The 19667-nt window shown below is 47.2% G+C and carries 21 protein-coding genes and 1 pseudogene; 19 read left to right on the forward strand and 3 right to left on the reverse strand.

All coding sequences use genetic code 11. From position 1 onward, the window contains the following. From PG862_RS13755 to PG862_RS13775, 5 genes and pseudogenes are all read left to right on the forward strand, one after another. Positions 1-221: pseudogene (locus PG862_RS13755) on the forward strand (RNA-guided endonuclease InsQ/TnpB family protein); the annotation flags it as partial. Positions 222-550: 329 nt separating this feature from the next. After that, the gene (locus tag PG862_RS13760) at positions 551-1192 is read left to right on the forward strand and encodes a type I phosphoribosyltransferase (RefSeq protein WP_022359975.1); all 642 of its coding nucleotides are present in this window, start codon (positions 551-553) and stop codon (positions 1190-1192) included. A gap of 328 nt (positions 1193-1520) precedes the next feature. Beyond that, positions 1521-2411, forward strand: coding sequence for a tetratricopeptide repeat protein (locus tag PG862_RS13765; RefSeq protein WP_022359976.1), 891 nt, complete (start codon positions 1521-1523; stop codon positions 2409-2411). A 147-nt stretch (positions 2412-2558) separates the two neighbouring features. Further along, the gene (locus PG862_RS13770) at positions 2559-3539 is read left to right on the forward strand and encodes a DUF4037 domain-containing protein (protein ID WP_270707791.1); all 981 of its coding nucleotides are present in this window, start codon (positions 2559-2561) and stop codon (positions 3537-3539) included. A 108-nt stretch (positions 3540-3647) separates the two neighbouring features. Beyond that, positions 3648-4262: a DUF4125 family protein gene (locus PG862_RS13775; protein ID WP_118570546.1), complete on the forward strand. Its 615-nt coding sequence runs from the start codon at positions 3648-3650 to the stop codon at positions 4260-4262. A gap of 160 nt (positions 4263-4422) precedes the next feature. On the opposite strand, the gene PG862_RS13780 is transcribed toward PG862_RS13775, so the two are convergent. Then, positions 4423-5574, reverse strand: coding sequence for a glycerate kinase family protein (locus tag PG862_RS13780; RefSeq protein ID WP_270707793.1), 1152 nt, complete (start codon positions 5572-5574; stop codon positions 4423-4425). Positions 5575-5776: 202 nt separating this feature from the next. On the opposite strand from PG862_RS13780, the gene PG862_RS13785 reads away from it, so the two are divergent. Genes PG862_RS13785 through PG862_RS13795 form a run of 3 tightly spaced genes read left to right on the forward strand, consistent with a single transcriptional unit; the run spans position 5777 to position 8456 of the window. Continuing rightward, the gene (locus PG862_RS13785) at positions 5777-6580 is read left to right on the forward strand and encodes an N-acyl homoserine lactonase family protein (protein ID WP_270707794.1); all 804 of its coding nucleotides are present in this window, start codon (positions 5777-5779) and stop codon (positions 6578-6580) included. A gap of 44 nt (positions 6581-6624) precedes the next feature. Further along, a complete protein-coding gene (locus PG862_RS13790; RefSeq protein ID WP_118471350.1) occupies positions 6625-7869 on the forward strand; it encodes a Tm-1-like ATP-binding domain-containing protein in 1245 nt (414 codons plus the stop codon). Further along, a complete protein-coding gene (locus tag PG862_RS13795) occupies positions 7866-8456 on the forward strand; it encodes a class II aldolase/adducin family protein (RefSeq protein ID WP_118471348.1) in 591 nt (196 codons plus the stop codon). Before PG862_RS13790 ends, PG862_RS13795 begins: the two co-directional genes overlap by 4 nt. 104 nt (positions 8457-8560) lie before the next feature. Here the strand turns inward: PG862_RS13795 and PG862_RS13800 are convergent, their stop codons facing one another. Next, positions 8561-9220 carry a GntR family transcriptional regulator gene (locus tag PG862_RS13800; RefSeq protein WP_107000626.1) on the reverse strand — a complete coding sequence of 220 codons (660 nt, stop codon included), beginning with the start codon at positions 9218-9220 and terminating at the stop codon, positions 8561-8563. A gap of 288 nt (positions 9221-9508) precedes the next feature. On the opposite strand from PG862_RS13800, the gene PG862_RS13805 reads away from it, so the two are divergent. The 5 genes from PG862_RS13805 to PG862_RS13825 all read left to right on the forward strand — a co-directional run bounded on the left by PG862_RS13805 (position 9509) and on the right by PG862_RS13825 (position 14726). Beyond that, a complete protein-coding gene (locus PG862_RS13805) occupies positions 9509-10633 on the forward strand; it encodes a C4-dicarboxylate TRAP transporter substrate-binding protein (protein ID WP_227589777.1) in 1125 nt (374 codons plus the stop codon). Positions 10634-10773: 140 nt separating this feature from the next. After that, positions 10774-11307, forward strand: coding sequence for a TRAP transporter small permease (locus tag PG862_RS13810; protein WP_107000625.1), 534 nt, complete (start codon positions 10774-10776; stop codon positions 11305-11307). Then, positions 11304-12632 (forward strand): TRAP transporter large permease, encoded by a 1329-nt coding sequence (locus PG862_RS13815; RefSeq protein ID WP_022359989.1) that lies wholly within the window; start codon positions 11304-11306, stop codon positions 12630-12632. The genes PG862_RS13810 and PG862_RS13815 overlap by 4 nt, the downstream gene beginning before the upstream one ends. Before the next feature lie 17 nt (positions 12633-12649). Continuing rightward, on the forward strand, positions 12650-13294 hold the full coding sequence (locus PG862_RS13820) for a cysteine hydrolase family protein (protein ID WP_022359990.1): 645 nt from the start codon (positions 12650-12652) through the stop codon (positions 13292-13294). Positions 13295-13772: 478 nt separating this feature from the next. Next, on the forward strand, positions 13773-14726 hold the full coding sequence (locus PG862_RS13825) for an L-lactate dehydrogenase (protein ID WP_022359991.1): 954 nt from the start codon (positions 13773-13775) through the stop codon (positions 14724-14726). A gap of 91 nt (positions 14727-14817) precedes the next feature. On the opposite strand, the gene PG862_RS13830 is transcribed toward PG862_RS13825, so the two are convergent. Beyond that, positions 14818-14967: a hypothetical protein gene (locus PG862_RS13830; protein WP_181986225.1), complete on the reverse strand. Its 150-nt coding sequence runs from the start codon at positions 14965-14967 to the stop codon at positions 14818-14820. A 129-nt stretch (positions 14968-15096) separates the two neighbouring features. Between PG862_RS13830 and sfsA the strand changes: the two genes are divergently transcribed. From sfsA to PG862_RS13860, 6 genes are all read left to right on the forward strand, one after another. Beyond that, positions 15097-15771 (forward strand): DNA/RNA nuclease SfsA, encoded by a 675-nt coding sequence (sfsA, locus tag PG862_RS13835; RefSeq protein WP_270707797.1) that lies wholly within the window; start codon positions 15097-15099, stop codon positions 15769-15771. Positions 15772-15800: 29 nt separating this feature from the next. After that, positions 15801-16391, forward strand: coding sequence for a nitroreductase family protein (locus tag PG862_RS13840; RefSeq protein ID WP_117796247.1), 591 nt, complete (start codon positions 15801-15803; stop codon positions 16389-16391). Between the two features lie 55 nt (positions 16392-16446). Continuing rightward, complete coding sequence (locus PG862_RS13845; RefSeq protein ID WP_118468320.1) at positions 16447-16878, forward strand: N-acetyltransferase; 432 nt, start codon at positions 16447-16449, stop codon at positions 16876-16878. 138 nt (positions 16879-17016) lie between these two features. Continuing rightward, complete coding sequence (locus tag PG862_RS13850; protein WP_243032356.1) at positions 17017-17931, forward strand: hypothetical protein; 915 nt, start codon at positions 17017-17019, stop codon at positions 17929-17931. A 108-nt stretch (positions 17932-18039) separates the two neighbouring features. After that, complete coding sequence (locus PG862_RS13855; RefSeq protein WP_118652472.1) at positions 18040-18873, forward strand: hypothetical protein; 834 nt, start codon at positions 18040-18042, stop codon at positions 18871-18873. An 18-nt stretch (positions 18874-18891) separates the two neighbouring features. Then, positions 18892-19647 carry a TraX family protein gene (locus PG862_RS13860; protein ID WP_270707800.1) on the forward strand — a complete coding sequence of 252 codons (756 nt, stop codon included), beginning with the start codon at positions 18892-18894 and terminating at the stop codon, positions 19645-19647. Positions 19648-19667 lie beyond the last annotated feature (20 nt).

A 19667-nucleotide genomic window follows, 5' to 3' on the forward strand; every position in this document is an offset into this window, starting at 1 on the left:
CCAGCCAGTGCAGCCCGTTTTCACCAGAACTATCAAAAAGATATGCAGAAGCATCAAACAGAAAAGAGCGTGGCATGTATATAACGGATGGAGTAAGATATAATGCGGATGCAGTAGGAGCATTTAATATTCTGCGTAAATATCTTTCCGTATCCGGAAAACAGAAAGAACTGTCCGTAACCGGACTAAAGAATCCAGAAATAATAAAAGTAGCTGTATAGCCGAAAGGCAAGCAGTAGTGGTGTCATGGACGCACCCTGAAAAAAGGCGGTATCCCGCCAGATTTCAGATGCTCTGGTAACTTAGTTACCGAGTAGTTCACAGTCTTAGTATCGGGTGTGTGTTCTGTTTGTGAGAAAAAATGCCTAGAGAAAAGACAGAAAAATAAAAAAATATACATATGATGACAGATTTTATCTTGTTAAACGCCACATTTTCTAGTATAATAAGGGTATCAATCCATGGATGGAAGTGACTGTGAACATGGAACTTTTAGAAGCAGTTTCAAACATTTATGAACACCTATTTAGATGGAGAAGGGGGCGTTTTTATGGAGAAAAGTTATACAAAGATCTACACAACTGGAGCGACAGTACCGTTAAAGATTCGGCCAGGACATTTCGCAACAAACCATGCACATATCAATTATTACATTGATGTGACGACCCTGAAAGCGAGAACGAAAGAGGCGGAGGAAGTTGCACAGGCGCTGGTTGGCATGTATCTGTATGACACTGTGATCGACACGATTGTCTGCATGGAGGGCACGGAAGTTATCGGTGCTTTTCTGGCGGAGGAGCTGGCAAAGGGCGGTTTTCTCTCGACGAACGCGCACAAATCTATCTATGTAATCAGCCCGGAGTTCAACAACAACAGCCAGATCATTTTCCGTGACAACCTGATTCCGATGATCCGCGATAAACACGTGATGATCCTGATGGCATCCGTGACGACGGGACGCACCTTAAATAAGGCAGTTGAGAGCATCCAGTATTACGGTGGTATCTTACAGGGCGCATCGGCGATTTTCAGTGCGATGGATTCGCTGGATGGTGTGCCGATCAAGTCAGTCTTTGGCAAGAAGGATTTACCGGATTATACGTATTCAGATTACCGTGACTGCCCGCTCTGCAAGGCAGGAAAGAAGATTGATGCGCTGGTAAATACGTTTGGATATTCGCCGATGGGGTGATGCGGCGATCGGAAGCTGCTTCGTTTGATGAATACAGGATTTGTAAAAGCTGAATCGTTGAAATGAAACGCGATCCGAATGCGGGTGCTGCATGGCAGCATAGAAAGCATTATTGAGAAAGAGATAGATTTTACAAGGTTTGAGAACAGATAGTGGATACCGCAAAACCACAGAATCCGTGCACTGACCTGTCAGAAATAAGAAGATGGGGAGCAGAGGGATGGGAAAAAGGTTTTGCGGTATCTATTTTTGTGTCAAAGGTGCCAAGGCACATTAATGAAAAAATAACAGAAACAAGAATAAAGAAGGGAAAGAAAGAGGGATAAAAATGGATACACAGCAGATGTTTCAGGAACTGGATCGCCTTTATGCACAGGGAAAACTGGACGAAGCGGAAGAGAAAATGATGGGCTGGATGAAGGAAGGGCTGGATTCAGGGAACAAAAGCCTCTGCCTGATGATGTGCAATGAGATGGAAGGACTCTACCGGAATACCGGACGGGTTGCACAGGCAGTCGATATGGCGGATATGGCGCTGTCCCTGATTGCGGGGATGGGACTGGATGGTTCGATCCACCATGGAACGACACTTTTAAATGCGGCAACCGCGCGCCGGATGGCAGGAGATGTGGAGAAAGCGCTTTCCCAGTACCGGGAGGCGGAAGCGATTTTTAAGAATCTTGGAAAAACGGATGGCTATGAGATGGCAAGTCTCTACAATAATATCAGCCAGATTTATCAGGAACAGGAGGAACATGAAAAGGCGCTGGAATCGCTGGATAAGGCGCTGGAACTGATTAAAAAGATGGAGAACAGCGAGGCGGAGGTGGCAACGACCCATGTCAACCGGGCGCTATCCTTGATGGCGCTGGGACGGCTGGATGAGGCAGACGAGGAGTTAAAGGAAAGCCTGACCTTTTATGCGTCCCCGGAGGGCGTGCAGTCGGGACATTTCGGTTCGGCGCTGGCAGCAGCCGGGGAGCTGGCATGGCGGCGCGGCAATTATGATCAGGCGATCGGGCTGCTGGAAAAAGCACTGATGGTAACGCAGTCACGGTTTGGCGAGAGCGATGCGTGCGCGGTGATCCGCCAGAATCTGGAAATGATCAAAAAAGAAAAGGAAGAAAAAGGTATTACCGGAGCTGCAGACAAGAAGGAAGACAAGGGCGGAAACCCGAGCCACTGTGCGAGCTGTCAGTTCAAGGATGCGAAATTCTGAGACAGGACAAGAAAAAAGCGTTTTTTGAAAAGTTTTCAGATGGAAGATTTGATAAAAAGCGTGCAAGAAACGCGCATGAAAAAAAGATACTGAAAATAGAGAAAACGTAGAAATAGAAAAAACCATAAAATCAGGTAGGGGGATCAGATGCAGGGACTGGAACTGGCAAAACGATATTATGAAGAAGTTGGGCGTCCGATGCTGGAGCGGGAATTTCCAGAGCTTCTGCCGCGGCTGGCGGCGGGGCTGGTGGGCGAAGGTTCGGAATGCCTGGGATTTGACGATGCGATATCGCAGGATCACGATTTCGGGGCAGGTTTTGACCTCTGGCTTTCGGCGGAAGATTATAACCAGTACGGGAAGGCGCTTCAGGATGCTTACGACCGTTTGCCGGGGGAGTTTGCGGGCATTCCGGCACGGCTTACAAGTGCGCGGGGCGGCGGACGTGTCGGTGTGTTTGAGATAGAGGCATTTTACAGCCGTTTTATCGGGATGGAACAGCCGCCAAGGAGCTTGATGCGCTGGCTGCATCTGCCGGAGGATAAGCTGGCGGCAGTTACAGGCGGGGCAGTTTTTGAGGATGGACTGGGAGAATTTTCCGCGGTCCGCGAGGAGCTTCGGAAGTATTATCCAGAGGATGTCCGGATCAAGAAGATCGCGGCGCGGGCAGCGAAAATGGCGCAGTCGGGACAGTATAATTATGGCCGCTGTATGCGGCGGGGTGATACGGTTGCGGCGATGCTGGCGCTCGATGAATTTGTGCGGCAGGCGATTTCGATGGTCTATTTACTAAACCGGACGTATATGCCTTACTATAAGTGGATGTTCCGGGGAATGGAAAACTTTCAGATTCTGCCGGAGGTGGCGGAAAAAATCCGGGAGCTTTCGGTGATGGGAGATACGAGCGAGATGTGGAAGCCGCCGTTTCCCCCGGGATGGAATCCTTATGTAAACCAGTTGGATCCGCGCGTGGGTCGGATCGAGGAAATCTGTCAGGCGGTAGTTGGGGAACTGCGAAAACAGGGACTGACTGACAGCCGGGATGCATTTCTGGAAGCGCATACGTGGGAGATCATGAAACGGATTCAGGATTCGGAGTTGAAAAAATGTCATGTGATGGAAGGATAAGCCGCGGATAGACACATCAAAATGGGAACGCGCATGGACTGTAACTGACAGAAAAGATGCAGGAAATTGATTTGGAAGGGATCTGGCAAGCGAAAGGGAGGACAGCGTATGACGAAACAGGAGAAAATAGAGAAACTGATTCAGATGGAGTGGGAAGATTTTCAGAAAGTCAATAACGAGGGCGGACGTGCTTCTTGTCAGGACGATCCGGAGACATTTTTTATCATGCGACGAAGCCATTTTGCACCGTGGACAGAGGAACTCATAGACTGCGTGCAGGCGGATATGGACCGCGCCCATGAGCAGGGGCGCAATCTGGTAATGGAGAAATATGCGTGGATGATGGCGAGCACCGCACCGGAGCAGTTTAAGAAACTGCATCATTTTCTGATTGATCCGACGCTGGCGGGCGAACAGTGGAGTGATGCGATCGTGAAACAGCAGCTTGCCTGGATGGAAGAGTACCAGGCGAAATATCCGGTGCTGGCGTCTGGAAACCGGCTTCTCTACAGTTCTGAAGATACGCCGTATGATACTTCCTTCCAGACGTACCTGCTTGGAGAACTGCGGACTTACTCGGACAGCACTCTGCATACGTACTGGCAGTTTATCAATGAACTGAAAAAGGAAGGAAAGAGTCTGGCACTTCTGACGATGGAGGCGGAAGTGAAGGCATATGGATATGAGGGGCTGGATGCGGCGGAGAAGGCGCTCTCTAAATAAAAATTAGAAGGATGTATATTCGAAAATTTATGGCAATGATTTCGAAAAAGTGAATGTATAATAGCTAATATACAAGGTAAGTTGAAAAAAATCGGAGAGAATGAATGATCAAAGTTCCTCTCCGATTTTCTTATATCAGCACATTCTTTGTTTCCAATTTTTACGAAAACCGCCGAACCACCCGCATCACCTGTTCCACCGTATCACTCAGATTCTTCCGGGCGGATGTCGGTTCCATTGCTTCTTCCTGCGAACAGATGGAGCGGAGAATTGGGAAAAAGGCGTCGATTCCGGCATCGTTACACTGGATGGCATCTGGGGTGACGCAGCCGGAGAAGGCGAAGACGGGCTTGCCGTATTTTTTAGCCAATCTGGCGACGGCGATGGGGGCTTTTCCCATAGCAGTCTGTCCGTCGAGACGACCCTCACCGGTGATGACGATATCGCTGTCCCGGATGAACGATTCCAGAGAAGTTTCTTCCAGCACGATCGAGGCGCCCGGTTCCAGGACGGCGTTCATATAGCTTAAAAAGGCAAATCCGAGACCTCCGGCGGCACCCGTGCCGGGAACCGTTGGATCGGCGTGTGGAAATTGCCGGGCAGTGAGGACGGCGTATGCCTGCATCCAGCGATCCATGTTTACGATATCTTCCCTGGAAGCGCCTTTTTGCGGACCATAGACGGCACTGCAGCCATTTGGACCGCAGAGCGGATTGGTGACATCACAGGCGATCCGGAAGCTGCACGCGGGCAGTTCGGGAAGAATGGAGCCGATACGGATGGAAGAAAGCTCTGACAGTCCGGCGGCACCCGGGGAGACGGGCGTTCCGTCTTCTTTGAGAAATTGATATCCCAGCGCGGAGAGCATGCCGAGTCCGCCGTCGTTGGTGGCGCTGCCGCCGATGCCGATCAGGAAACGCCGGCAGCCTTGGCGGATGGCGTCAAGGATCAGTTCTCCGACGCCGTAGGTGGTAGTGCGGAGTGGATTGCGTTCCGTAGCAGCCAGGAGCGGAAGTCCGGAGGCAGCAGCCATCTCGATCACCGCAAGCGGTTCGCCCTGTCCCGGTGAGGTGAGAATCCCGTAGTCGGCTTGAAGGGAGCGTCCGAGCGGATCGGAGACGGAGATGGTGCGGATCCTGCCGCCCAGTCCTTCCGTCAGGGCATCCACGGTTCCCTCGCCGCCATCTGCCAGAGGGCGCACGAAGACTTCTGCCTCGGGATAGACACGGAGAATGCCGCCTTTGGCGGCGTTTCCGGCTTCCATCGAGGCCAGACTTCCTTTCAGGGAATCGATTGCAACCGTAATTTTCATATGAGGTTCCTCCTTTTTGGTGTTTTGGATCCGATTCATTGTTACTTTCAGATGGAAATTGAAACTTTTCTTGACAGCTATGCTTCTTTTTATTATAATACTATTGGACACTGGATACAATATTGGATGCTCCATTTTAAGAAACAAATTTGGCATTTATCTCATGTTTGAGATAGCCAGACGAGCGACAGGAGGTACCGATATGAGTAACTTAACAATCAGACCAATCAACACTGGTTTCGTGACGATGATTCCGAAACAGTATCTTTACCACCATTCTACGGTGGCATATTATCCCGATGCTTCCGATCGGGAGGAAGAATACCCAGTTTTTACGTATCTGGTAGAGGGCGGAGACAAACTGCTGCTTGTGGATACAGGCATGGCATACACAGAGCGCGCCGATAAATACCACCATCATGGATCATATCAGCCGGAGGGCATGGCGATCGCGGATCAGCTTGCAAAGATTGGATATAAACCGGAGGATATTGATATTGTAGTGTTTACCCATCTGCACTGGGATCATTGCTTCTATATGGATAAATTCACGAATGCGAAATTTTATGTAAACAAGAAGGAATACGAATTTGCGATGGATCCAATCCCGCTCTATTACAAATCATACGAGGCGCCGCAGCTTGGCATTACCCGCCCATTTGAGGGAATTAAGATGGAACTGGTAGAAGGCGAGGCAGAGATCATGCCGGGCGTGTGCGTATTTGAGACGCCGGGACATTCCATCGGTCATCAGTCGGTTGAGATCGACACGGCAGCGGGCAGATATATTTGCTGCGGTGATGCAATTTTCATTATGGATAATACGAAACCGATCGAAGAGATTCATTATGATATTACGCCTCCGAACCGGTTTTCAGATATTGTCTCCGCCTGGAAGAGCATCGAGCTTATCAAAGCCCGGGCAGAGAGTCTGGATAAGATTCTGACCTGTCATGACCGCGAGATGTTAGATCGGGTTTCGAAAACACCGATCTTTGGTCTTTAAGACGAAAGGCAGGTGAAAGAAGAAGTTCGTGAGACTTCGAGAAAATGGCAGTGGTTGGGGTAATTGCAAGCTGTGACACGAAATATCATGAAGTACAGTTTGTACAGAAAAAAATAAAAATGAGCGGAAACAGTCCGCTGATACTCGATGTCAGCACGGGACCGCATATTCCGATGCGCGCAGATGTCAGCCGGGAGGAGATTCTGGCAATGGGTGGTTATACCTGGGAGCAGGTGCACGCGATGGACAAGAGCGGTGCGATCGCAGCGATGACGGAGAGTATTTCCAAGATGCTGTTAAAACTCGTCGGAGAGAAAAAAATTCACGGCGTGATGGGAATGGGGGGACTGCAAAATACAGTTATGTGTTCTGCGGCGCTGCGGCTGCTTCCGATCGGATTTCCGAAGATTATCTGTTCCACGATCGCCAGCGGATACCGGTATTTTGACACGGTTGTGGGCGATAAAGATATCATGGTGGTTCCGTCGATCGTTGATTTTGCCGGTATGAACCCCGTTAATGAGGCTGTGTTGGGAAATACAGTCAGCGCCCTGATTGGCATGGTGACATATGGGGGAAAACGGATCGATACACATGGGGAAAAATATATCGCGACAACGCTTATGGGGATTACGAATGATACCGTGATGCGGGCATCCGACGAGCTGACGGCGCGCGGCAGGAAGATGATCAGCTTCCATTCGACCGGAATCGGCGGCCGGGTGATGGAGTCGATGATCCGCGAGGGCGTTATTTCAGCCGTTATGGATCTCTCACTGCATGAGATGACAGCGGAATATTTGGGCGATTACGGATACAGCAAGGGTGCGGATAACCGCCTGTGTGCGGCAGCGGAGATGGGGATCCCGGCGCTGATCTGCCCGGGCGGCATTGATTTTGCGTGTCTGAGGAAAGAGGAACTTTTAAAAGATGAGGAAGATCGGGGGTACGTATGGCATAATCAGGATTTAACACATACGCGCCTGTATGAGAGCGAAATTCTGGATATTACACACACGATCGTGGAACGACTGAATCGTTCCAAGGGAAAAACGGAGGTCATTCTCCCGATGGGAGGACTGCGGACAATGAGTTATCCGGGGGAATTTTTCTATAAACCGGAGACAATTCAGAAGATGCGTCAGATTTTCGAGGCGGATCTGAAGCCGGAGATTGTGTTTAAAGCGTATGATCTGAATTTCTGTGATCCTGAATTTGCGGATATCTGCGCACAGGAGATGGAAGCGCTGCTGAATGAAGCGGAGGGCAGCAGAAAGGAGAGCGCATGAAATATCAGGAATACAAAGAGCTGAGCGATGCGATGGAACAGGCGGCTCACAAATTTTATCAGCTCCGCTATCAGATGAGCAACGGCGGAAATCTGAGTATGCGTGCGCCAGGGCATGACTGGATGCTTGTGAAGGCGACGGATGTGGCGTTTGACGAGGTGTGCGCGGACACAATTGTTGTGACGGATTTTGACGGAAACTTGATTGAGGGCAATCGGAAACCATCCAAAGAAGCTCTTTTGCACGGTGCGATCTACCGGGAGCTCCCGGAGGTGTGCGCGATCATGCACTGCCATTCCCCATATGCGACTGCATGGGCGGATAAGCATGAGACGCTTGATTTTTCGACGCACCATTCGGAAATGAAGCTGGGCGGAAATGTGCCGGTGTTTGACACCCATTCGTATGCCGTTCCGAAGGAATATTTCCCGATGATTCTGGAAGAGTTCCGGAAAAATAAAGAGATGAATGCATTCCTTCTGCGCGGTCACGGTCAGGTGACGGTGGCAGGGACGATGCGCGAGGCAGCTTATCTGGCGGAACTTGTCGAGGAGACGGCGCAGATTTCGCTGTTGGCGGGTAGATAAGAAAAGCAGAAAAAAGTAATAGGCGGTGAACGCAGAGAGACAGGAACTGCGCTCATCGCCTTTTGTAATTATACGGCTGTCGATGCTTGGTAGGTGTTTTGTCTTTAAGAAAAATTGGCTTGGCGTCCAACACATTCGACAACATCTTTCAGATGACCGTAGATCGCCTGTTTGGTGGCGTCGATATCGCGGTTTTTCAGTCCCTGGATGATCTTTGCATGCTCGGACAGAGTATCGTTGATGCGTCCCTCCAGAGAGTAGTAGATGGATTTGAAGGAATCACATTTATTCCAGAGTCCCTGCAGGATCTCAACGGTGTCGTCGCAGCCGGAGAGCTCACAGAACCGGGTGTGAAACTGGCGGTCCAGCTGCATAAATTCCTTCGAATTATTGGAAAAATCGAGCATTTTTAAACTAATCTCTTCCAATTGGCGGATATCGTCATCACTTGCCCTGATACAGGTTCTGGCGGCGCAGTACTGCTCCATCAGGATACGGATGTCGTAGATTTCCGTCAGACGTTCCTTGGAGAGCTGGAATACGACTGCCCCACAGTGCGGTTTCGTGATCAAAAGTCCCTCTGCTTCCAGACGTTTGATTGCGTCGCGGACCGGGGTGCGGCTGACTCCAAGTGTTTTGGTGAGGCGTTCCTGGGCGATATGTTCGCCTGGCTTAAACTCACCTTGAATAATTGCATTTTTGACCCAGAGATAGACTGAGTCGGAAACGGTTGTATATTGAATAATTGGTTGTGTCTGATCCATAAACCATGGCTCCTTTTAAATTTCTTTATGATTATTATAACCGAAAAGAAAAGGAATAGCAATAAAATTGGATAATGTATCCAATCTGAAACTAAAATATTGTTTAAACTGTACAGAATGATGTTTATATAAGAAAGTTTATTGACAAAACAGACAGGTGGTGTTAGAGTAATAGTATCAAATTGTATCCAATATCCGGTGTCCAACGGAGAAGCGAAACAAAAAAGAAACGCAGAACGTGAAAAAGAGAAAAAGAAAGGAAGAAGGAACATGAGGAGAAGACGATTTGTGGCATTAGGTTTAGCAGCGATAATGGCAATGACGGCAATGACGGGATGCGGTGGAAGTTCATCTGCGAAAACAGACAGTACAACAGGCGGCGATAAAAAACAGGCAGAAGCAACCAGCGGAAAAGAAAAGATTACACTTCGAATTGGATCCGGACATTCGGAATCCAACCCATGGATCACAGCGCTGGAAGATTATTTTGTGAAAAATGTATCGGAGAGAGTCAGTGAAGAGACAAATTATGAGATCGACTGGGTTAAATCCTACGGCGGTTCTGTTATCTCCCTGGGAAATGAGTTGCAGGGCGTGCAGGATGGTCTGGTCGATATCGGATGTACGATTCTTGTATTTGAGGCATCCAGACTTCCGTTACAGGATATGGTTTACAGTATGCCGTTCTCCTGCTCCGATCCGCTGATTGTGGCAGAGACGATCAAACAGATGTATGAGAAATATCCGGAATTCACTTCGATTTATGAAGACAGCTACAACCAGAAGTTCGTCGGAATCGGTGTATCGGATCCGTATGGATTCTTCAGCACGAAAGAAGTTAAGTCTCTGGAAGATGTAAACGGAATGAAGATCGGCGCGGCAGGCATCAACCTCTCCTGGATCGAGGGCTCTGGTGCAGTCGGCGTCCAGACTTCCTTAAATGATACCTATCAGAACTTACAGACGAATGTATGTCAGGCGACGATTCAGCCGACCCATTCCTGTGTCAACTTAAAGGTATATGAGGTAGCGCCGTATTATCTGGACGCAAACTTCAACGTAGTTCCGTTCAATGCAATTACTGTCAATATGGATACCTGGAATGACCTGCCGGAGGATGTACAGAACATCATTTCCGAGGTTGGCGAGGGCTATCTGGACTATGAGTCTGAGTATATCAATACGATTCACGAAGAAGATATCAAAGCACTGGAAGAGCAGGGCTGTACCGTTACAACTCTGAGCCGTGAAGAGCAGGAAAAATGGGCAGCAAGTCTTCCGGATGTTGTCAATGGTCTGGTAAAGAGCCTTGACGACGCTGGGTACAATGGTTCCGAGATCGTGGAAGATTATTATGAGATTCTGGAATCTCAGGGTGTAGAGAGAGTACGCGACTGGAAGATCAGCGAGTAAGAAAATTGAAGGGAGCGGCTTGTCGCAGAGGAGAGTGTGAGCCGTGTGAAAAGTGCATCGGGACATACAGCGAAGGTATGTCCCGATGTGTTCAGAAAGACAGAGAAAGAACAGACAGAAGAGAGAAAAGGTGGGATGATATGTCAGTCCTTAGAAAATTAGATCGGTGTCTGGAACGTTTTTTGAGTATTATGGATGGAATTGCAGCGATCTCAGTATTTGGAATCATGATTCTGATTACAGCGGACGTTCTAAGCCGATTGATATTAAATAAACCGTTCGCGGGAACGGCGGAAATTGTCAGCAGCATTATCATTATCGTATGTTTTCTGGAGATTCCGTATGTAGCAGTTAAGGGAGCCCATGTCCGGACAACTATGCTGTATGATAAGGTCGGTGTAAAGGGAAAACATGTGATCGATATTGTAGCAGCGCTGATTGGTGTTTTGGTGTATGCATTTATTATCCGGGCAAGCTGGGGAAATCTGTTAAATGCAATTTCGATTCATGAAGCGGAGATAGCCGGATCGGTCCGTATCACAACGGTTCCGGGGCGTTTTTCCATTATATTCGGTTCCGCGCTGATGATTCTGGAATTTATCAACCAGATTATAAAGTATACGTATGAATTAGTTACAGGAAAAAGCTTTGCAGAAGGGGGGAAGGCAGAATGAGTACAGGAGCAGTAGCAGCACTTTCACTGATTCTTTTGCTGGCGCTGATTTTCTTTGGTGTTCATCTGAGCACATCCCTGATGTTTACCAGTGTGCTCAGTGTATTCCTTTTCACGGGACGTTTTTCAACAGCGATGAACGTGCTAAGCCAGTCGGCGTGGGGCGCGGTCCGGCAGTATATGTTCGGCGTTATTCCGCTGTTTGTCTTGATGGGACTTCTGGCGAACTTATCCGGCGCCAGCCAGGATTTGTATGATTCAGCCAGCCTTTTATTAAAGAAAGTCCGGGGCGGCGTCGGAATCGCGACGGTTATCGCCAATGCGATTTTCGCAGCTATCACAGGTGTTACGGTTGCGTCAGCGGCTGTTTTTACGAAAATTGCACTTCCGCAGATGCTTCGTCTGAAATATAACCGTAAGATCGCGCTGGGAACGATCTCTGGCTCTGCGATCTTAGGTATGTTGATTCCTCCGAGTCTTCTGATGATTGTCTACGGCTCGCAGGCGGACGTATCGATCGGCAAGTTGTTTGTGGCGGCGGTTATGCCGGGTATTCTGATGACGATCGCATTTATCATCGTCATTTTGACGGTCGCACATATCAAACCGGATTATATTCCGGAGGTAGAGGAGCTGACTGAGTATGAAAAAGAAAATTTCTGGAAAATTGTGCTGCGTCCGTGGCCGATTGTTCTTCTGATTATCATCTCCCTCGGAGGTATCTGGTGTGGATTCTTCACTCCGACGGAAGCAGGCGGAGTCGGTGCGTTCGGCGCTTTCCTGATTGTGATTTTCCGGAAGCGATTCAACCGCAAGGAGTTCTGGGAGACGCTTTTATCGGCAGGTTCAACCTCCGGCAGCGTCCTGATTCTTCTGGTATCGGCATCCACATATTCCAAGACGTTGTCCATGTGCGGTGTCATCAATGTACTCCGGGATCTGGTAGAAGGTTTCAGCATCCCGCCGATCGGAATCGTTTTATTATTTATCCTGATTCTGATGGTACTGGGATGTATCCTGGATTCTACTTCGATTCTGCTTTTAACGACGCCTCTGATGTGCCCGATTATGGCAGATTTAGGCTATGACTTAGTATGGTTCGGTCTGGTTATGATCATTGCGATTGAAACCGGTATGATTACGCCTCCGTTTGGCATGAACGTATTTACCGTTAAATCGTCCCTGTACGGAATGGATGGCATGGAGGGGATCACAGTCAACGAGATTTTCGCCGGTTCGATGTGGTTCTTGGCAGCGATCATTATTGTCGATTTGATTTGTATTTTCATTCCGCAGATTGTATTATTCCTGCCGAATGCGATGTAATAGGAAAGGAGAAGTGTATGGCACAGATTAAGATTCCGAAAGAGAAAGTTGCGATTGTTTTGATTGAACCGCAGAATGACTTCTTGTCCGAGGGCGGAACGATGTACGCCCACATCAAGGAGCAGCTCGCCGAGCGTCATGTCATCGCCAATCTTCAGGATTTACTGGAGAAGGCGCGAGGTCAGGTGGCAAAAATCTTTTACTGCCCGTTCCATCCGTTTGATCCGGGATTTCCAGAGCTGAAAAAGGGTGGTCCGGCGTGTGAGGGTCTGCGTGGAATCGAGATGGATATGGAAGCAGACTGGGGAACCGGCGCATGGCTGCGCGGCACACCGGGACCGGAGATTATCAAAGAATTGACTCCGCAGCCGGGTGATGTGGTGGTTGAAGGCAAGAAAACGCTAGACGCGTTCCATTCGACTGGTTTGGACTATTATCTGCGGGCAAATGAGATCGAGTATGTAGCATTTACTGGTTTCCATACCGACTGGTGTGTAGAGTCATCGGCGCGTTCGGCGTATGATAAGGGCTACCGTGTCATCGTCATCAACGACTGCACCGCGACCGATACGCAGGAAGAGCAGGATTTCTGTGAAAAATGGATTTTCCCGAAGATTGGAAAAGTCATGAACCATGAGGAATTTCTGGAGGCGCTGGAGTAGCCAGAATGTGAGCGTGGCAGAGCTTTGAAATAAAAAAACGAAAACATCCCACGGGATTGCCGGAAGTAGCAGTTTCGTGGGACTTTTTTTGTCTATCGATGAAAATGTTGATTTTACATGTTTTTATTCAATTTTACATAAATAAGATAGTTACGAAGAACTCTGCCTGCTGTGATGCAAAGTGAAAATAGATTGCGGCAGGATCGAAGCAGCGGGAATGTGCGGAAAAATACATGATGGAAACTCCTCTTTGCTGGTAAACACATTGTCGTCGGATGATCAGAAAGTGTTATAGTTTCTATTTTCGTTGTTTAAACAACTGAAAAAATGTTCCAAAGCATGTATACTTCTTCTTGTAAGCGGTACAATACATATGAATGGCAGGAGAGACTAGAGGTATGCTTGTCCATATGCAGAGAGCGGATGCTAGAAACATGGACATGTAGTATAAGCCGGAGAAAAAAGGAGAAATGAGCGTATGAGCAGAGAGGTAAATCCAAGAAAAGCGGCAGTCATCGGGTGCGGATTTGTGGGTTCAGCAACGGCATTTACACTGATGCAGAGCCGGTTATTTTCCGAGCTGGTTCTGTTAGATGTAAATATGGAAAAGGCGGACGGCGAGGCGAAGGATATCGCGCACGGGATTCCGTTTGCAGGGCAGATGAAGATCTACGCGGGCACGTATGACGACGCGGCGGACGCGGCGATCATCATTATCACAGCGGGGGCGAACCAGAAGCCGGGGGAGACGCGGCTTGACCTGGTGCAGAAGAATACGGCAATTTATCAGAGTATCATCCCGGAGATTGTAAAACGCGATTTTGGCGGGATTCTGCTGATCGTATCGAATCCGGTGGATATTTTGACGTATGTGGCATTGAAACTGAGCGGGCTGCCGGAGAACCGGGTGCTCGGTTCGGGTACGGTGCTTGACACGGCACGGCTTAAATATGCGCTGGGCGAACACCTGGGCGTGGACAGCCGGAGTGTACATTCGTTTATCATCGGTGAGCACGGGGACAGCGAGATCGCGGCGTGGAGCAGTACGAATGTATCGGGCATTCCGCTGAACGATTTCTGCGAGATGCGCGGGCATTTTAACCACGATGCGGCGATGGACGCGATCGCGGAGAAGGTCAAAAACAGTGCTTACGAGATTATTTCGAAAAAACAGGCGACGTATTACGGAATTGCGATGTCGGTAAAACGTATCTGCGAGTGTATCGTCCGCAATGAGCGCTCGATTCTGCCGGTGTCTGCGATGATGCACGGGGAGTACGGCATCGAAGATATCACGCTGAGTATGCCGGCGATCGTGGGAATCGGGGGTGTGGAGACGCATGTACCGATTGCATTGAGTGAGGAAGAGGCGGAGAAGCTGGTGGAGTCGGCTAAGAAACTGAAAGAGGTAGCGAAAGGGCTGATAGAATGATGCCAGATGGGCTGCCGTACATTGGCACGGCAGCCCATCTGAACCAAGCGGTTTTACTATAAAATTCTTTTCTATCAGTAAAGGCCATCTTTTAGGCAGCCGCCTGATTTTCTTTCTGGGTCAGTAAGAAGACAACGATCAGGGTAAGGAAAGAAACCGGAACTGCAACCAGGATGGTTGCCAGACCGAACGGATGTCCCATAACTTCCCAGGTAATCGTAGCAAAGGTTCCGACAAACATGGAAGCGATGCCTTTGCTTTTTGTGTTATTTGAATTGATTGTGATTATTATACTGCAAAGCACAGGCCGCTGCCAGTGAATCCAATCGTGTAAAATGAATGTTTCAGTACATATAATAGGAAACGTCACATGAAATATGATAAGATAGTGAAAGCAATTTTCATAGAACGTCCCAATCGTTTTATTGCGCGGGTAAAGATTGATGGCTCGGAAGAGGTAGAATCGGTTCATGTAAAGAATACGGGACGTTGTCGTGAATTACTGCTGCGGGGGGCGGAAGTGATTTTGGAAGATTGCATAGAAAAGAATCCAAATCGAAAGACTCGCTATGATTTGATTGCAGTTAAGAAGAATAAGATATGGGTTAACATTGATTCTCAGGCACCGAATAAAGTGGTAAAAGAATGGCTGATGACACGGGGGTATGATTCTATTAAACCAGAGTATACCTTTGGAAATAGCCGGCTGGATTTCTATATGGAAAAAGGAAAGCAAAAATATCTAATGGAAGTCAAAGGCTGCACCCTTGAGATAGACGGAGTTGGATATTTTCCAGATGCCCCGACGGAAAGAGGAGTTAAGCATTTAAAGGAACTTGCAGCTGCGTGCGGACAAGGATATAAATGTTTGATAGCATTTGTGATTCAAATGGAAGGCATTAGTGAAGTCAGGCCGAATACGGAAACGCATCCCGAATTTGGCGCTGCACTTCACGAGGCAAAGGCAGCAGGTGTTGAGGTGCTTTTCCTGAAATGTCATGTTGGGATGGATAGGTTGGAAATCATAGGAGAAGATGAGTCTTGAGGGCAAGGTTCTAAAGGAGAGAGAAATCTATGATACGTGAAATTGAGAATAGAAGAAGTATAAGAAAATATAAGCCAGATGAGATCGAAAGGAAGTTAATTGACGAGATCATATACAGTGCTTCCCTTGCACCATCTGCTAAAAACAGACAGCCTTGGAAATTTATTGTATATCAGGGGAAAGAAAAAGATAAACTGGTTGATGTCATGCGTCATGGTATAAATTCAGAAAAAATGACCCATGAACTTATGCCGGAATGGGCATTTGCCATACCGGATGCTGAGAATACCGTTAGAATCATGCAGGAGGTCCCATGCCTTATAGCAGTGCTTAATACCAACCAGCATACTCCATTTGCAAGCATTGAAAATGAAAAGCGAATTGTTGAAATATGTGATTCACTGTCCATAGGTGCGGCGATTGAAAATATGATTCTGACAGCAACGGGATATGGATTGGGCACCTTATGGATTGCCAATACTTGTTTTGCCTATAATGAGCTGATGGATTTTATCGGAACAGACAGCCAATTGACAGGAATTGTTGCGATTGGATTTGCCAATGAAGCTCCGGCTAAAAGACCAAGGAAACCTTTCGAAGAAATTGTTGAGTACAGATAGGTAAATCGTAATGAGTTAATCGTGTTATAACCAGGTTGGATGGAGAATAATCGTTATGATTAGAAAGTTGCAGAAGGTAGATATAAATAGAGTCGCTGATATATGGTTGAAAACTAATCTGAAAGCACATTTTTTTATTCCTGAACAATACTGGATAAGTAATTATGAATTCGTGAAGGAAATGCTGCCACAGGCGGAAGTTTATGTGTATGAAGATGATAAAATGATTCAAGGCTTTATAGGAGTAAGTGATGAATACATAGAAGGTATTTTTGTTTCTGACGAAATGCAGTCATGTGGCATAGGTAAAATGTTGTTGGATTACATCAAGGATAAAAAAGACAAATTACAGTTAAAGGTATATCAGAAGAATGTCAGGGCAATGTCTTTTTATCAACGAGAAGGATTTACTATTCAGAGTGAAGAGATGGACGAATTCACAAGAGAAAAAGAATATGTGATGAATTGGGAATCGTCTGGAATTTGAATACCCATGGCAGGAGGGGATGAACCGCCTGTTTGTTTACAAGATGGAAGATGATTCCCATCGGATGTAGTATTTTGCAGCAAGAATGCCGATGAGATTCTTCACCAGAATAAAAATATCTGAAGGGAGGCTTTTGGTATGAAAAATAGAAAATACAGTCTTGTTTTTATAATGCTTTTGTGTATGATAATGGCAGTTTCAGCATTTCCGATGACAGTCAATGCCGATATGGGACCAAAGGCCTCTGTTCGGATTCAGTTTGAGCATATGGGGGATGAGCTCTGTTATGGAACTTTGCTGTCGAAGGAGAAATCTACTGGTCCGGCAAGTGCCTGGGATGGAAGAACGGAGAGTGCCCAGAAAGAGTACATGGATCCTGGTATCTGGAAGATCTTTGTGAATTACAAGGATCCGGATGGATACTATTTTCTGCAGCGGAGCTGGAAGGTAAGTGAAAGCAAAGAGCTTGCATGGACCTATTATCCGCCGGATGATTTTAAAATCCTTCTGTATTATCCGGAAACGGAAACCTTTGTATCCAGTGGAATTTATGCTCGTTATGCATTTGATACGTATTATACAGTGGATATGGATGGTGTGGATATCGGTTCGGTGGAATACAATGATGATTTGAGTACCAATGAGCGGATTGAGGCCTACCGTTCGTATAATTACCGGCAGGAGATGCTGGCTCTTGGAGCAAGGATCGTCCTTACTATTTTAATCGAAATGCTGGTGGCGCTGCTGTTTGGTTTCAGACAGAAAAAACAGCTGTTGATTCTGGCTGTTGTCAACATTATTACGCAGATTATCTTAAATGTGCTGCTCAATGTGATTAATTATAATTCCGGCCCTCTTGCATTTACATTTTTCTATGTACTTTTTGAGCTGATTGTATTTGCTCTGGAGGCAGTGTTGTATTGCACAATTCTTAAGAGGATATCAGAAAAGAAAAAGGAGGATGCATATTATATCCTGTATTCCTTTGTGGCCAATCTGATCTCATTTGGTGCTGGATTATTCCTGGCGGCAAAACTGCCAGGCATGTTTTGATATAGAGATAAGTTAAGGTGACTTCTCAACGTGTTCAAATAGAAATGGCTCAGAAGAAAGTTCATCCAAAGTGATAACATCTTTTTGAGCAGAGAGGAATGGATATATATGAAAAAACTTCTAACTTTTATGATTGTGTGGACTTGTTTGCTCACCCTGGCTGGCTGTGGCAAGAAGGACATGGATTATACGATGCAAAATGAGTCAAGTGTTGCAGAAAGTGTCCGGGAGACCGGTGAGGAGTCCATATTGATTCAAAATGAGGATGCAGGGGAAGGGGAAAATGCGGCTCCTGAAACTAAGTATATCACCATTGACTTATCCGGAGTTGGGGAGATTCATCCGAAGGGAGATGCAGTTTCACCGTTAACGTTAAAAATTGTGTCGGAAGAGGAAAATGGAATCGATTTTGCGAACGAATGGTATGAAAGCAAACAGTTATCCCTTCCTATGGTCGGAAAGGAATGGAATAATTTCTATGATGACGAATATCAGTATATCTGGTCCGGGGATGCGCTGTATATTTATGAAAATATTTCCGGAAATTGTCTGTATGTGCTGGAGTATCCAACGGATAAATGGTATATCAACGGCAATAATGCCTGCCTCCTGGATGATATCTTTTATGGCATCAGTGTGACAAATGGTTACGCACAGCCGGATAGCTGCTTTATGTTTGCCTATGATCTGGAAAATAACAAGCTTCTTTGGCGAAGTGGGGATCAGACCTGTAACACCATGAATTTTATTGTAAAAAAGGACGTTATTATCTGCGGGTATGGTTTTACCTCGGAAAAGGATTATCTTTATCAGCTCAACCTTCACACCGGCGAGGTTATTGCAAGCCTGGAGCTGAAAAAACAGCCGGATCTTCTGGTGCCTCAGGACAATATGCTTTATGTTCACACATACAGCTATAATTATACGATAGAAATGCAATAGGAAAGGAACAAGAACTGAATGGATTCATCTGCTTCAAAAAACTTTGAACTTACTGCAGCTGTCCTGCACATTATCGCCATGACACTTATGCTGATGGATCACCTTTGGGCGACGCTTCTTCCTGCTAGGGAGTGGCTTACCTGTGCCGGAAGAGTGGCATTTCCTATCTTCGCGTTTATGGCGGTGGAGGGGTACTTCCACACCAGAAGCTTTAAAAAGTACATCCTTCGGATGCTGCTGTTTGCAGTGCTTTCAGAAATTCCCTTTGATTTGATGTACGGCGGTACCTGGTTTTATCCGGTTCACCAGAATGTCCTCTGGACATTCCTGTTGGGCCTTTTAGGTGTCTGGCTTATGGAACAGGTACGGAAAAAAGGAAAAACCTGGATGTATCTGCTGGTGTGCGTTTTGGTTGTGCTGGCAGGTCTGGTACTGGGAACTCTTTGCATGGTGGATTACTACGGGATCGGTGTTCTGACGGTATTTGTGTTCTATTTCCTCCATGGGCGGAAATGGTGGTGCTTCTTGGGACAGCTGGCTGCCCTATACTGGCTGAATGTGGAACTGCTGGGCGGTCTGATGTATCCGGTTCAGCTCTTTGGCATGGAATTTGAACTGTGCCAGCAGGGGCTTGCGCTTCTGGCATTGATCCCCATTTGGCTGTACCGCGGCAGACAGGGCTACCACAGTAAACCATTCCAGTATCTCTGTTATGCATTTTATCCAGTTCATATGCTGCTGCTTGTGGTGGTACTGAATTTCATCAACCGATGATAAAATTTTACAATCCCCGC

Source organism: Clostridium fessum (assembly GCF_027698965.1).
Taxonomy (GTDB): Bacteria; Bacillota; Clostridia; order Lachnospirales; family Lachnospiraceae; genus Otoolea; species Otoolea fessa.